The organism is Spirillospora sp. NPDC052242, assembly GCF_040679555.1.
GTDB lineage: Bacteria > Actinomycetota > Actinomycetes > Streptosporangiales > Streptosporangiaceae > Spirillospora.
Map to the genome: position 1 here is coordinate 156,819 of NZ_JBFAUZ010000001.1, position 13,732 is coordinate 170,550.

Sequence of the window (13,732 nt, forward strand, 5' to 3'; positions counted from 1 at the left end):
GCCGTCCGGGGCGATCAGTTCGCCTCGCGACCGACCAACTGTAATCCCAACTCGTGCCCGCCCGCGTGCCTTACGGCTCACCTACCCTGTGGGCGAGAACGATTCCGGCGCCCACCGTGAGCAGCGCGAGCCCCGCCAGCGACGGGTCTCCCAGCGAGAACGCCCAGGGTCCGCGGGCGACGACGTCGTTCGCGGCGTCCGCGGCGACCAGCAGGGCGCCCGCCGCCGCCAGCCCCGTCCCCGTCCGCCGCCGCGGCGGCCGCCGCACCGCCAGCGCCACCGCGGCCACCGCGAACGCGAGCATCGCCGTCCCCCGCCACGTCCCCGCCCAGTGCGGCCGCGCGTACGCGGGCGGCGGCGCCGTGACCGCCCGGTCGGGCAGCCGCACCCGCACCCGCATCCCCTCGCCCGCCGCCAGCCCGTCCTGCGTGAAGTCGATCGCGTACCGTCCGTCCCGGTCCCCCGCGCAGGCGACGCTCGCACCCGGCCTGCCCGCGCGGCACCGCACGTCCCGGAGCCGCACCGGCGCCTCCACCCGGACCGCCGCGTGCTCGATCGGGACGTCCCAGCCCGTCCCGATCGCGTCCCATCCCAGCTCGTCGAACCCCGCGCGCGGCGTGAACGCCCGCAGCACGTCGTACTCGATCACGTACGCCTGCCGGCCGTGCACCTCCGGCCCCCGGGTGCCGACGCCGATCCGCAGCTCGTGCCCCAGCTTCGTCGTCCGCACCCGGGCCGGCGCCCCGGTGGACGAACTGGCGCGCACGTCCCGGACCTCGTACAGGCGGTCGCCGACGCGGTACCGCAGGCGCCGCACGATCCCGCGGCCGCCGTCGGCGAAGTCGAACGTGATCGTCTCCCGCACGTGCAGGACCCCGTCGGCCCGCAGGGTCAGCACCACGTCGTAGGTCGGGATCCGCGGCCGCACCGCCGGATCGGCCGCGGCGGGCACGACCAGCAGCGCCACCAGCAGCACGCCCGCCCCGATCGCGGGCCCCCGGACACGGCCACGCACGTCTCGCATCGTCGCATCGCTACCCGGCGTCCGCGTGCCCAACGCGCCGATGCCGCGATTCCCCCGTTTCCGACCGAATCCCCTGGCTTCGGGGGTACCCCGCGATTGCTCCGGGGTCGCCGCGGGGCGTGCGCCGCACGATCGCCGGGTCGGGCGCCCGCTCAAGGGCGCTCGCAGGGGCGTGAGCGCCCCCGTCCCGGGAGTTTCCCGGCGCCCCGCGTGTACGGGAAGCCCCACGCCCCCCGCCCGCCTCCGCGCCACTCGGAGGCCGCTGAGACCGGTGCGCCGCGGGCGCCGGACGTCCGTCCTGGCGGGCCGTCCGGGCGCGGGCCGCACCGGACGGCGGGGGCCGTGGGGTACGTCTAGCGCTTCTCGTCGGCCGAGGCCGTGCCCGAGGGCTTCGCGACGTCGTCCGCCGCAGCCTTCTCGGGCTCGTCGGCGACCTTCGCGGGCTCGTCCTTCGTCGCGGCCGGAACATCGCCGCCCGTCGGCGCGTCCTTGGGCGCGTCCTTGGGCGCGTCCTTGGGCGCGTCCTTGGGCGCGTCCTTGGGCGCGTCCTTGGGCGCGTCCTTGGGCGCGTCCTTGGCCTCGTCGGTCAGCTCGCCGGTCGGCGCGTCCTCCGGAGCGGCCTTCGGCTCGTCCTTCGTGAGGGACGGGGGCGCGGGGGCGTCGGACGGGTCGGTCGCGTCCTCGATGCGGGTGTTCGCGGACGTGTCCTTCGTGAGCGACGGGGGCGACGGGGCGGCGTCCGGCTCGTCCTCGTCCGGCTCGTCGTCGGTGAGCAGGATGCCGACGACGGCGCGGATCTTCTCGACCGGGACGGCGCCCGCGCGCAGCAGGCGCGGCACGGAGCCGGTCAGGTCGATGATCGTGGAGGCGTCGCCGTGCCCGGTGGGGCCGCCGTCCAGGTAGACCGAGACGGAGTCGCCGAGCATCTCCTCGGCCTCGGCGGCGTTCCGCGCGGCCGGCGAGCCGCTCAGGTTCGCGCTGCTGACCGCCAGCGGGCCGGTCTCCTTGAGCAGTTCCACCGCGAGCTCGTGCATCGGCATCCGCACCGCGACCGTGCCCTTGGTCTCCCCGAGGTCCCACATGAGGCTCCGGTTGGCGCGGCACACCAGCGTCAGCCCGCCCGGCCAGAACTCGTCGATCAGGTCCTGCCCGTAGGGGCCGAGGTCCTCGACGAGCGCGGTCGCGGCGCGCACGGACCCGACCAGGACGGGCGGGGGCATCTCCCGGCCGCGGCCCTTGGCCTCCAGCAGCGCGGTGACCGCCGCGGGCGTGAACGCGTCGGCACCGACGCCGTACACCGTGTCCGTCGGCAGGACGATCAGTTCTCCGCGCCGTACCGCGGAGACCGCCTCCGCGATCCCCCGCGTCCGCTCCATCGGCTCAGCGCAGTCATAACGTCGGCTCACGACCCCAGTTTCCCACGCCCGGCTTCCCGCTCAGGCCGCTTCCGCCGTCACGGCGGCGCCGGGCCGCACCGCGAAGGCGTCAGTCGGCGATCATGCGGGCGGTGACGAACCGGTCCCGGTCGGTGAGGTCGCGGCGGTTGCGGACGTCGCGCCAGCCGTTCTCCTCGGGGAACGTCCAGTAGACGGCGTTGCCCTGCAGGTCGCTGTGCTCGACGGCGACGTGGCCGCCCGGCCGCAGCAGGCGGCGCGCGGTGCGCTCGACGACGCGGATGGCGTCGAGCCCGTCGTCCCCGCCGCCCCACAGGGCCGCCGCCGGGTCGTGGTCGCGGACGTCCGGCGGGACGTACTCCCACTCGCTCATCGGGATGTACGGGGGGTTGCTGATGACGAGGTCGACCGTGCCGTCCAGTTCCGGCAGCGCGGTCCCGAAGTCGCCGAGGTGCAGCCGGACGCGGCCGCGCTCGTCCAGTTCCTCGATGTTGCGGGTGGCGTGGACGAACGCCGTGGGGTCCTTCTCCACCGCGTGCACGCGCGCGCGGGGCGCCTCCAGGGCGATCGACAGCGCGATCGCCGCCGATCCGGTGCCGAGGTCGACGACGAGGGGGTCGCGGACGTCCATGTCCCGCAGCGTCTCGAGCGCCCAGCCGACCATCACCTCGGTCTCGGGGCGGGGTACGAACACGCCGGGCCCGACCTTCAGCTCCAGGTACCGGAAGAACGCGCGCCCGGTGATGTGCTGCAGCGGCTCGCCGGCCTCCCGCCGGGCGACGAACTCCCAGAACCGGGCGTCGAACGAGCCGTCCGGGACGCCGTGCAGCTCGGACCGCTTGACGCCGTGCACGGCCGCGGCGAGCTCCTCGGCGTCGGCGCGGGGGGAGGCGGCCCCCGCCTCGGCGAGCCGCGCGGTCGCCCTGGCGATCTCGTCGAGCAGCAGCGTCATGATTCCTGGGCTTCGGCCAGCCGGCGTTCCATGTCGGCGTCGACGAGCGCCTGCGTCACGTTGTGCAGGTCGCCGTCCAACACCTGGTCGAGGTTGTAGGCCTTGTATCCGACGCGATGGTCGGAGATCCGGTTCTCCGGATAGTTGTAGGTGCGGACCCGTTCGGAGCGGTCCACCGTGCGGACCTGGCTCTTGCGTTCGGCCGCCGCCGCCGCGTCCGCCTCCTCCTGCGCGATCGCCAGCAGCCGGGACCGCAGGATGCGCAGCGCCTGCTCCTTGTTCTGGAGCTGGCTCTTCTCGTTCTGGCACGACACCACGACGCCCGTCGGGATGTGCGTGATGCGCACCGCCGAGTCGGTCGTGTTGACGCTCTGCCCACCCGGACCGGACGAACGGTAAACGTCGATCCGCAGGTCGTTCTGGTCGATCTGGACGTCCACGTCCTCGGCCTCGGGCGTCACCAGGACACCGACGGCGCTCGTGTGGATCCGTCCCTGCGACTCCGTCGCCGGAACCCGCTGCACCCGGTGGACGCCGCCCTCGAATTTCAGGCGCGTCCAGACGCCCTCTTCCTGGGAGCCCTTCGCCTTCACCGCGACCGTCACGTCCTTGTACCCGCCCAGGTCGGACGGGTGCGAGTCCAGGATCTCGGTCTTCCAGCCGATCCGCTCCGCGTACCGCAGGTACATGCGCAGCAGGTCGCCCGCGAACAGCGCCGACTCCTCGCCGCCCTCACCGGCCTTGACCTCGAGGATGACGTCCTTGGCGTCGTTCGGGTCGCGGGGCACCAGCAGGCGCCGCAGCCGCTCCTCGAGCTCCGCGCGGCGCTTCTCCAGCTCGGTCGCCTCGGCGGCGAACGTCTCGTCCTCGCCCGCGAGCTCCCGCGCGGTCCCCAGGTCGTCCTCGGTGGAGGTGAAGTCCCGGTAGGTCTCGACGATCGGCTTCAGCTCGGCGTACCGCTTGCCGAGCCGCCGCGCGAGCGCCTGGTCGGCGTGCACGGACGGGTCCGCGAGCCGCTCTTCGATGCCCGCGTATTCGCTGATCAGATCGTCGAGATTCACGCTGTGTCCTGGCCGTTCCGGCCCGGGGACCCCTGGCGGCCTCCGGATGCAGGCTTCGGACGGCCCGGAGCCCGCTCGGGTCCCCGGGCCGTCCCTGGTCGCTGGTGCGCGCTCGTCCTACTTGTCGGCCTTCTTCTTGCCGAAGCGCTGCTCGAAGCGCGCCACCCGGCCGCCGGTGTCCAGGATCTTCTGCTTGCCCGTGTAGAACGGGTGGCAGTTCGAGCACACGTCCGCGTGGATGACGCCGTTCGCGGCGGTGCTGCGCGTCTCGAAGGTGTTGCCGCACGTGCACGTCACGGTCGTGACGACGTACTCGGGGTGAATGTCGGCCTTCATGGGTTTCTCCTCGCCTGGGGCGGTCGCCGGGCGCCCCGCCTGACACGCATGGCCGGGCCATGGGATATGGGGGAGGCGTGAACCGGTACCGCAGCGGTTGCACTCCAAGTGTGCCAGATACCAGAACGTGCCGAGGTCACCGGGCATTCCCGCGTTCCCCTCAGCCGCCGGCGCGCCCCAGGTAGGTGAGGACGGCCATGACCCGCCGGTGCTCGCCCTGCGCGGGCTGCAGCCGCAGCTTCGCGAAGATGTTGGAGATGTGCTTCTCCACGGCGCCCTCGGTGACGACCAGGTCCGCGGCGATCGCACCGTTCGCCCGTCCCTGCGCCATCAGCCCGAGCACCTCGCGCTCCCGTGGCGTGAGCCCCTCGAGCGGGTCCCCGTCCCGCCGCCGGCCCAGCAGCTGGCCGATCACCTCGGGATCGATGACGGTGCCGCCCGCGGCGATCCGCCGCACCGCGTCGATGAACTCGGCGACGTCCGCGACCCGCTCCTTCAGCAGGTAGCCGACGCCTTCCGCGCCGCCGCCGATCAGGTCGGTCGCGTACCGCTCTTCCACGTACTGCGACAGCACCAGGATCGGCGTCTCCGGCCGCCGCTCGCGCACCGCGAGCGCCGCGCGCAGCCCCTCGTCGGTGAACGACGGCGGCATCCGCACGTCCACGATCGCGAGGTCGGGGTCGTGCTCCTCGACGATCCCGATAAGCCCGGGACCGTCCCCGACCGTCGCGACGGTCTCGATCCCGGCGTCGTCGAGCAGCCGGACGAGCCCTTCGCGCAGCAGCACCGAATCCTCGGCGATCACAACCCGCATCCGTCCATTATCCGCGTCCCTTCGACCGTCGCGGGCGCGGCGGCGCCGCGCCGGGCCTCCCTCCGGTCGCGGTTAGAGTCTGCGGTCATGAGGGAGCTCGAACGGCTGCTCGCGCTCGTGCCGCCGCCCGCGTCGCCGGTGGGGACCGCCGCCGACTGGACGCAGGCGGAGGACGCGCTCGTGCTCACCGGCCTCGTCGAGCGGCTGATGGCCAGGATGAGGGAGCGCGGCTCGGACGTCGACGGCCCCTGGTTCGACCCCTACCGCAAGGACGTCCACGTCTACCTGCAGTTGGCGGAGGCGGAAGGCGCCCCGCCGTACGAGGAGCGGCTCCGCGTCCTGCGCCGAAGCCTGGCACCGACCAGCGCCCGTGGCGGCTTCTGCGGCGCGGACGGCGCCCGGCAGGACCACTTCGCCGCCGCCGGCGGCCGGTGGAGGTTGACCTACGAAACGGCCTACGGCCACCAGATCCGGGTCGCCTACCCACCCGGTGCGGACACGCAGGTCCGCAGCGAGCTGCTCCCCGCAATCGACGCCATGGGCTGCCGCGTCAAGGACATCCTGCCGGTGCACGGCACCGCCCACTGGCCCGAACCGACCTGAGGCCCCGCAACACCATCGCGCGACGATCCGGAAGCGGGCCGGGGCGTCCCTGGACGGAACGCCCCGGTGGGGGTGGGCTACCAGGTGCAGGGGAGGTCGGCGCGGATGATCGTGGGGCCGCCAGGCGGGCTGTCGACGATCATCATGCCGTCGATGGTGGCGGCCCGGTCGGCGAGGCCGGCGAGGCCGCCGTCGGGGGCGGCGACGGCTCCGCCGACGCCGTTGTCGATGATCTCGACGACGACCCAGGCGTCCTCGCGCGCCACCCGGACGGACGCGCGCGTGGCGCGGGCGTACTTCGCGATGTTCGCGAGGGACTCGGCGACGATGAAGTAGGCGATGCTCTCGACCGCGGCCGGGGGGCGCTCCGGGAGGTCGACGTCGACCTCGACGGGGACGGGGGCCCGGGCGGCGAGGCCGGACAGGGCGGGGTCGAGGCCGCGGTCGGTGAGGATGGCGGGGTAGATGCCGCGGGCCAGGTCGCGCAGTTCGGAGATGGCCTCCTTGGTGCCCGTGTGGGCCTGCTCGATCAGTGCGCGGGCGCCCTCGGGGTCGTCCTCGAGCTTGGCGCGGGCGCGGCCGATGTCCATCGCGACGGCCAGCAGGCGCTGCTGGGCGCCGTCGTGCAGGTCGCGTTCGATGCGGCGGCGCTCGGCCTCGGCGGCGTCCACGCCGCGGGCCCGGCTGGCCTGGAGGCGGTCGGCGCGGGCCTGCTGCCGGCGCGCCTCCGTCTGGGACGCGTTCGGGCCGAGCAGGAACACCGCGTACAGGGCGTGCCCGATGCCCATCACGCGGGTCACGTACATCGCCAGGACGAGCAGGGCGCAGCCGACGGGGATGGCGGGCAGCGCGTCGAGGGGGGTCTGCGGATAGTAGGTGAACAGGTCGCCGACCTGGATGCGCATGTCCTCGCCGAGCAGCACCACCACCGGCGCGGCGAGGAAGACCGCGGTCGCCGCCCAGAGGATCGCCGAGACGGTGAACTCGATGAACGTGACGGGGAAGAGCAGCGCGAAGTACGCGAAGTCCTTCCAGGTGGCGGGGTCGGCCGCCATGGCCTTCAGCTTCCGGAACAGGTTCCCCTTGGGCATCGGCCGGTAGGGGCTCGGGATCGTGACGCCGAAGGCGCCCTTCATCAGCGCCCGCTCGGCGATCGCGCCGCCGCGCCACAGGAGGAGGAGCAGGGCCGCCAGCGGCGCCCCGACCCAGATGATGAGGAGCCCCGCCGACAGCGCGACCCCGGTCACCAGCAGCATGAACCAGGCGGTGCCGTACGCCAGGCCGACGAGCTGGTAGGCCGCCGACCGCCACGTGATGGACGAACGCGCCATGTCCAGCGGTCGCCACGACGCGCGCGCCACCGACCGTCCCGATCCCGCGGCGCTCGTCGCGGCGCCGCCCGGCGCCGTGCTCAACCCGCCCATGTCACCCCTCCGTGGCCGGTTCTCCGTACGGTTCAAGAGTGCTCGACGGGAGGTCGGGCCGCCATGACGTCCACCTGTAGTTCCCGGGTGGGGAAAACCCCACCATGGCGGCGCCGGACGCGCGAAGCCCCCGCCCGGACGAGCCGGACGGGGGCGACGTGCGACGCGTCAGCGGTCGTCGGACACCGTGGTCTTCTGCACCTGCAGGAGGAACTCGGCGTTCGACTTGGTCTCCTTCATCTTCTCGATGAGGAGCTCCAGCGCCTGCTGGGTGTCGAGCGCGTGCAGCACCCGGCGGAGCTGCCAGACGACCCGCAGCTCCTCGGGGGCCATGAGGATCTCTTCCTTACGGGTGCTGGACTGGTCGACGTCCACCGCGGGGAAGATCCGCTTGTCCGCGAGCTGCCGGTTGAGCTTGAGCTCCATGTTGCCGGTGCCCTTGAACTCCTCGAAGATGACCTCGTCCATCCGCGACCCGGTCTCGACCAGGGCGGTGGCGAGGATCGTCAGGGAGCCGCCGTTCTCGATGTTGCGCGCGGCGCCGAAGAAGCGCTTCGGCGGGTACAGCGCGGTCGAGTCGACACCACCGGACAGGATCCGCCCGGACGCCGGGGCCGCCAGGTTGTAGGCGCGGCCGAGGCGGGTGATCGAGTCGAGCAGGACGACGACGTCGTGACCGAGCTCGACGAGCCGCTTGGCGCGCTCGATGGCCAGTTCGGCGACCGTGGTGTGGTCCTCGGCGGGACGGTCGAAGGTCGAGTGGATGACCTCGCCCTTCACCGTCCGCTGCATGTCGGTGACCTCTTCCGGACGCTCGTCCACCAGGACGACCATCAGGTGGCACTCCGGGTTGTTCTTGGTGATCGCGTTGGCGATCGCCTGGAGCACCATCGTCTTGCCGGCCTTGGGCGGCGACACGATCAGGCCGCGCTGCCCCTTGCCGATCGGCGACACGAGGTCGATGATCCGGGTCGTCAGGACGCCCGGGTCGGACTCGAGGCGCAGCCGCTCCTGCGGGTACAGCGGGGTCAGCTTGCTGAAGTCGACGCGGCCCTTCGACTGCTCCGGCTCCATGCCGTTGACGGTGTCGAGCCGGACGAGCGCGTTGAACTTCTCGCGCCGCTCGCCGTCACGGGCCTGCCGGACGGCGCCGGTGATGACGTCGCCCTTGCGCAGCCCGTTCTTGCGGACCTGCGACAGCGAGACGTACACGTCGTTCGGCCCCGGCAGGTAGCCGGTCGTCCGGACGAACGCGTAGTTGTCCAGGATGTCGAGGATGCCCGCGACCGGGATGAGGACGTCGTCCTCGCTGATCACCGGCTCCTCGTAGCGCTCGCGGCCGCGGCCCCGGTTGCGCTCGCGGAACCGGCGCCCGCGCCGGCCCCGGCCGCCGCTCTCGTCGTCGTCGTGCCGGCCGCCGCCGCCCTGGCCGTCGCGGTCACGACCGCCGTCGCGGTCGCGGTCGCGGTCACGGCCGCCGTCGCGGTCGCGGCCCTCGCCGCGCTGCCGGCCGCCGCCCTGGCCGCCGCCCTGGCCGTCGCGGTCACGGCCGTCGCGGTCACGGCCGCGCTGCCGCTGCCGGCCGCCGCCCTCGCGGTTCTCACCGCGGTCGCGCTGGCCGTCGCGGCCCTCGCCGCGGTCGCGGCCGCCCTGGGAGTCGTCGTCGCCGTCGCGGCCCTGCCGCTCGGCGCGGTCGCCGCGGCCGTCGGCCGCCGCGCGCGCGTTCTGCCGGCCGCCGCGCTCCCCCTTGTCGCCGCGCTCGGGCCTGTCGGTGGCCTTGTCGGCCACCTTCTCCGCCTTGTCGCCCTTGTCGCCCTTGTCGGCGGCCTTCTGCGGCTTCTCGGCCTGGTCGGCGGCCTGGTCGCCCCGGTCGGCGGGCTTGTCGGCGGGCGCCTGCTCCGGCGCGGGGGCGGCGGTCGCCGCGGCCGTGTCGTCGGACGCGTCGCGCTTGGCGGCGGTGCGGGTGCGCCGGGGACGCTCGGTCTTGGCCGGGGCAGCGGCTCCCTGCTCGCTCCCCGCCGAGCCCTGCTCACGGCCGCCGCCCTGCTTCTCCTGGATGGCGGCGATGAGCTGGCTCTTGCGCATCCCGGTCGTCCCGGTGATGCCGAGCTCGGACGCGAGCTTCTTCAGCTCGGGAAGCACCATGGCCGACAGGCCGGTGCCCTGCCGGCGGCGCCGGGGGGTGGCGGCGGGCTCCGCGCCGGCCTCGACGGCGGTCGTGCCGGATGCGTCCGTCAGGAGTTCGCTGGATTCGCTCACTAAGGGTCCTTCCCAGGGAGCGGGTGTTGGCCGGCGTTCGGCCAGTCAACCCGGTAGTGCGGCCCGGCGGGGGCGCCGAGTCGGGCTCCGCGGCTCACGATGGGGTCGCGAGCCGCGATGTCTGGGCACAGCCAGATGATGGTCGGGACGGTTCGCTCGTGCGTGTCCCGGGTCCCGCCACGTCCGAAGTTTCGCTGGAATGCCTGACATCGGGATGTCACGGTCTCGGGAAGCCTAGTACGCGGGACCGACACGGCCGAAGGGCCGATCTGGCGACGCGCGGCTGACGAGCACGCTGCCCCGAACGGGGCATCTGGTGCGGCATTCAGCCTAACATCACCAGGGCGCACTGCTATTCCCCAGAGGTCGATGTCTTCGCATTTTACCTCGGTGGATCTCGCCGGATCCGGTACCGGCGGGAGCGGTGTGCGGGCGCGCTCCAGCGGTGCCGGGGGTCAGGGCCGGACGGGCGGTTCACCGGCCACGACGCGTGCGCCGCGGACCGCGACCTGCAACGGGTGTTCGTGCCACCCATTACCCACTTCAAGCTCCATCGAATCAACTTGTGATGCAGTTGTGAAGGCCAGGACAGTAGGACCTGCCCCGGAAATCACGGCGGGGACGCCCGCGTCGCGCAACCGCGCCACGAGCGCCGCGGATTCCGGCATCGCGGGGGCCCGGTAATCCTGGTGCAGCCGGTCCTCCGTGGCGTCCAGAAGGACGCCGTCGAGGCCCGCGGTGAGCGCGGCGACGAGCAGCGCGGCCCGTCCGGCGTTCGCGGCCGCGTCGGCGTGCGGGACGGTCTCGGGCAGCAGCCCGCGCGCGCGCTCGGTGGCCAGACGCTGCTCCGGGACGAACGCAACGACACGGTCGATCCGGGACTCGAGCCGCACGAGGCGCGGGCCGTCCGGCGTCGTCCACGCGACGGTCAGCCCGCCCGCGAGGCACGGGGCGACGTTGTCGGGATGCCCCTCGATCTCGGTCGCGAGCCGAAGCACTTCGTCGTCGTCCAGTACGGAACCGTCCGGATGCAGCGCGCGCGCGGCGACCAGCCCGGCGATGATGGCGGCCGACGACGACCCGAGCCCCCGGCTGTGCGGGATCCGGTTGCGGCACCGCAGCCGGACACCCTTCGGCTGGCCGGGATCGGCCCCGCCCAGCGCGGCGATCCGGTCGAACCCGGCCCGCAGCGTCGTGACGATCAGGTGCCGCTCGCCCCGGTCGGCGACCTCGGCGCCCTCGCCGTCCACCTCGATGGCCGTCGCGTCGTCGGTCAGCCCCACCTCGACGTCGTCGTGCAGCGTCAGCGCCAGGCCCAGCGAGTCGAAGCCCGGCCCCAGGTTCGCGCTGGTCGCGGGCGTCCGCACCGAGACCGGCGCCTGCGGCCACCCCATCTAGGTCAGGCCCAGCGCGGAGGCGGCGGCGTGCGCGTCGACCTTCACGGTCGTCGGGGCGGGCGCCCCGGAGATCGCCCAGTCGGGGTCCTTGAGGCCGTTTCCGGTCACCGTGCAGACGACCTTCGCGCCCCGCTCGACGCCGCCCTGCTCGCTCGCCTGCAGCAGTCCCGCGACGCTCGCCGCGGACGCCGGCTCCACGAACACGCCCTCCTCGCGGGCCAGCAGCCGGTACGCGGCGAGGATCTGCCGGTCGGTGACCGAGTCGATCGCGCCGCCCGACTCGTCCCGCGCGTTGATCGCGAGGTTCCACGACGCCGGGTTGCCGATGCGGATCGCGGTCGCGATCGTCTGCGGCTTCAGCACCGGCTCGCCCTTGACGAACGGCGCGGCGCCGCTCGCCTGGAAGCCCAGCATCCGCGGCCGCCTCGACGCCTCCCCGCCCTCCGCGTACTCCTTGTAGCCCATCCAGTAGGCGGAGATGTTGCCCGCGTTGCCCACCGGGAGGCAGTGGACGTCCGGGGCGTCGCCGAGCGCGTCGACGATCTCGAACGCGGCCGTCTTCTGCCCCTGCAGCCGGTACTTGTTCACGCTGTTGACCAGCGCGACCGGGTAGTCCACCGCGAGCTTCTGCGCCAGCTCCAGGCAGTCGTCGAAGTTGCCGTCGACCTGCAGCAGCCGCGCGCCGTGCACCAGCGCCTGCGCCAGCTTGCCCATCGCGATCTTGCCCTGCGGCACCAGCACCGCGCAGGTCATCCCCGCGCGCACCGCGTACGCCGCCGCGGACGCCGAGGTGTTGCCGGTGGACGCGCAGATCACCGCCTTCGCGCCCTCCTCGGCCGCCTTGCTGATCGCGACCGTCATGCCGCGGTCCTTGAACGAGCCGGTCGGGTTCGCGCCCTCGACCTTCAGGTACACCTCGCAGCCGGTCAGCTGGGACAGCCGGTGGGCCGGAACGAGCGGCGTGCCGCCCTCCAGCAGCGTGACGACGGGGGTCTTCTCCGTCACCGGGAGCCGGTCACGGTACTCCTCGATGAGGCCGCGCCACGCGCGGGCGTTGGGGTTCACGTCGTTCTCCTTGCCGACCTGCGGTCCCTACCCAGACCGCCGCACGACCTGCGATGTCGTGCGAATTCTAGTGCGTGCGGGACGTGCCGGACGCGTCCCGCGTCAGTCCTCGCCCTCGACGCGCATGACGCTCGCCACCTCGCGGACGATCGACAGCCCCCGCAGGCCCTCGACCGTCGCGGACAGCGCCGCGTCCGGCGCCCGGTGCGTCACCACGACGAGCTGCGCGTCCTCGCCCGTCCCGACCTGCCGGACGGCCTGGATCGACACCCCGTGCCGGGCGAACTCCTCCGCCACGGTCGCGAGCACGCCCGCCTCGTCCGCCACGTCCAGCTGGATGTAGTAGCGCGTGACGGTCTCGCCCATCGGCAGCACCGGCAGCTTCGCGTACGTCACCTCGACCGGGCCCGGCGTGCCCCCGGCGACGTTGCGCGCCACCGCGACCAGGTCGCCGAGGATCGCCGACGCCGTCGGGGCGCCGCCCGCGCCCGCACCGTAGAACATCAGCGACCCGGCCGACTCCGCCTCCACGAACACCGCGTTGTAGGCGTCCCGGACGCTCGCCAGCGGGTGCGACCGCGGGATCATCGCGGGATAGACCCGCACCGACACCCCGCGCCCGTTGCGTCCGTCCTCGGACGGGACGCGCTCGCAGATGGCCAGCAGCTTCACGACGCAGTCCATGCCCTTGGCGCCGGCCACATCGCCCGGGCTGACCTCCGTGATGCCCTCCCGGTGCACGTCGGCAGCGGTGACGGGCGTGTGGAAGGCGAGCTGCGCCAAGATGGCGGCCTTGGCCGCGGCGTCGAACCCCTCCACGTCGGCCGTGGGGTCCGCTTCGGCGAACCCCAGCGCCTGGGCCTCTTCCAGAGCGTCGTTGAACCCCGCGCCGTGCGTGTCCATCTGGTCGAGGATGTAGTTCGTGGTGCCGTTCACGATGCCCAGCACCCGGTGCACGTGGTCGCCGACCAGCGACTCCCGCAGCGGCCGCAGCAGCGGGATGGCGCCCGCCACGGACGCCTCGTAGTACAGGTCCGCGCCGTACTCGCGCGCGGCGGCGAACAGCGTCGCGCCGTCCTCCGCCAGCAGCGCCTTGTTGGCCGTGATGACGGACTTGCCCGACTTCATCGCCTCGAGCAGCAGCGTCCGCGCCGGCTCGATCCCGCCGATCACCTCGACGACGATGTCGACGTCGTCCCGGGTGACCAGCGCCTGCGCGTCCGTCGTGACCAGCTCCGCCGGGACGCCCGCGCGGACCCGGTCGGGCCGCCGCACGGCGATCCCGGCCAGCTCCAGCGGCGCGCCCACCCGCGCGGCCAGGTCGTCCGCCTGCTCGTGCAGCAGCCGCACGACCTCCGTGCCGACGACGCCGCAACCGAGCAGCGCCACCCGCAGTCGGCGTT

General features: G+C 73.4%; 11 protein-coding genes and 1 pseudogene. 1 reads left to right on the forward strand and 11 read right to left on the reverse strand.

The window, feature by feature from the left end; all coding sequences use genetic code 11:
• Window positions 1-70: 70 nt before the first annotated feature.
• The 6 genes and pseudogenes from AB0L25_RS00865 to AB0L25_RS00890 form a co-directional block, all read right to left on the reverse strand.
• Complete coding sequence (locus AB0L25_RS00865; RefSeq protein ID WP_500167239.1) at window positions 71-1,015, reverse strand: DUF2207 domain-containing protein; 945 nt, start codon at window positions 1,013-1,015, stop codon at window positions 71-73.
• Window positions 1,016-1,802: 787 nt separating this feature from the next.
• Window positions 1,803-2,430: pseudogene (locus tag AB0L25_RS00870) on the reverse strand (L-threonylcarbamoyladenylate synthase); the annotation flags it as partial.
• Window positions 2,431-2,509: 79 nt separating this feature from the next.
• Window positions 2,510-3,370: a peptide chain release factor N(5)-glutamine methyltransferase gene (gene prmC, locus AB0L25_RS00875; RefSeq protein WP_500167240.1), complete on the reverse strand. Its 861-nt coding sequence runs from the start codon at window positions 3,368-3,370 to the stop codon at window positions 2,510-2,512.
• A complete protein-coding gene (gene prfA / locus AB0L25_RS00880) occupies window positions 3,367-4,431 on the reverse strand; it encodes a peptide chain release factor 1 (RefSeq protein WP_500167242.1) in 1,065 nt (354 codons plus the stop codon). The genes prmC and prfA overlap by 4 nt, the downstream gene beginning before the upstream one ends.
• A 117-nt stretch (window positions 4,432-4,548) precedes the next feature.
• Entirely contained in the window at window positions 4,549-4,767 is a 219-nt protein-coding gene (rpmE, locus tag AB0L25_RS00885; RefSeq protein ID WP_500167244.1) for a 50S ribosomal protein L31, read from the reverse strand.
• Between the two features lie 160 nt (window positions 4,768-4,927).
• A complete protein-coding gene (locus AB0L25_RS00890) occupies window positions 4,928-5,581 on the reverse strand; it encodes a response regulator transcription factor (RefSeq protein WP_500167246.1) in 654 nt (217 codons plus the stop codon).
• A gap of 87 nt (window positions 5,582-5,668) precedes the next feature.
• On the opposite strand from AB0L25_RS00890, the gene AB0L25_RS00895 reads away from it, so the two are divergent.
• Window positions 5,669-6,184 carry a hypothetical protein gene (locus AB0L25_RS00895; protein ID WP_500167248.1) on the forward strand — a complete coding sequence of 172 codons (516 nt, stop codon included), beginning with the start codon at window positions 5,669-5,671 and terminating at the stop codon, window positions 6,182-6,184.
• A gap of 77 nt (window positions 6,185-6,261) precedes the next feature.
• On the opposite strand, the gene AB0L25_RS00900 is transcribed toward AB0L25_RS00895, so the two are convergent.
• From AB0L25_RS00900 to AB0L25_RS00920, 5 genes are all read right to left on the reverse strand, one after another.
• The gene (locus tag AB0L25_RS00900; RefSeq protein ID WP_500167250.1) at window positions 6,262-7,608 is read right to left on the reverse strand and encodes a sensor histidine kinase; all 1,347 of its coding nucleotides are present in this window, start codon (window positions 7,606-7,608) and stop codon (window positions 6,262-6,264) included.
• A 168-nt stretch (window positions 7,609-7,776) separates the two neighbouring features.
• The gene (rho, locus tag AB0L25_RS00905; RefSeq protein ID WP_500167252.1) at window positions 7,777-9,867 is read right to left on the reverse strand and encodes a transcription termination factor Rho; all 2,091 of its coding nucleotides are present in this window, start codon (window positions 9,865-9,867) and stop codon (window positions 7,777-7,779) included.
• A 455-nt stretch (window positions 9,868-10,322) separates the two neighbouring features.
• A complete protein-coding gene (thrB, locus tag AB0L25_RS00910; protein ID WP_500167253.1) occupies window positions 10,323-11,261 on the reverse strand; it encodes a homoserine kinase in 939 nt (312 codons plus the stop codon).
• On the reverse strand, window positions 11,262-12,329 hold the full coding sequence (gene thrC / locus AB0L25_RS00915) for a threonine synthase (RefSeq protein ID WP_500167255.1): 1,068 nt from the start codon (window positions 12,327-12,329) through the stop codon (window positions 11,262-11,264). It abuts the gene before it with no gap.
• A 102-nt stretch (window positions 12,330-12,431) separates the two neighbouring features.
• On the reverse strand, window positions 12,432-13,718 hold the full coding sequence (locus AB0L25_RS00920) for a homoserine dehydrogenase (protein WP_500167611.1): 1,287 nt from the start codon (window positions 13,716-13,718) through the stop codon (window positions 12,432-12,434).
• Between the last annotated feature and the right edge of the window lie 14 nt (window positions 13,719-13,732).

Coding starts and splice junctions, on each gene's coding strand:
- AB0L25_RS00895 (WP_500167248.1), top strand. CDS start 5,669: ATGAGGGAGCTCGAACGGCTGCTCGCGCTCGTGCCGCCGCCCGCGTCG.
- prmC (WP_500167240.1), bottom strand. CDS start 3,370: ATGACGCTGCTGCTCGACGAGATCGCCAGGGCGACCGCGCGGCTCGCC.
- AB0L25_RS00890 (WP_500167246.1), bottom strand. CDS start 5,581: ATGCGGGTTGTGATCGCCGAGGATTCGGTGCTGCTGCGCGAAGGGCTC.
- AB0L25_RS00900 (WP_500167250.1), bottom strand. CDS start 7,608: ATGGGCGGGTTGAGCACGGCGCCGGGCGGCGCCGCGACGAGCGCCGCG.
- thrB (WP_500167253.1), bottom strand. CDS start 11,261: ATGGGGTGGCCGCAGGCGCCGGTCTCGGTGCGGACGCCCGCGACCAGC.
- rpmE (WP_500167244.1), bottom strand. CDS start 4,767: ATGAAGGCCGACATTCACCCCGAGTACGTCGTCACGACCGTGACGTGC.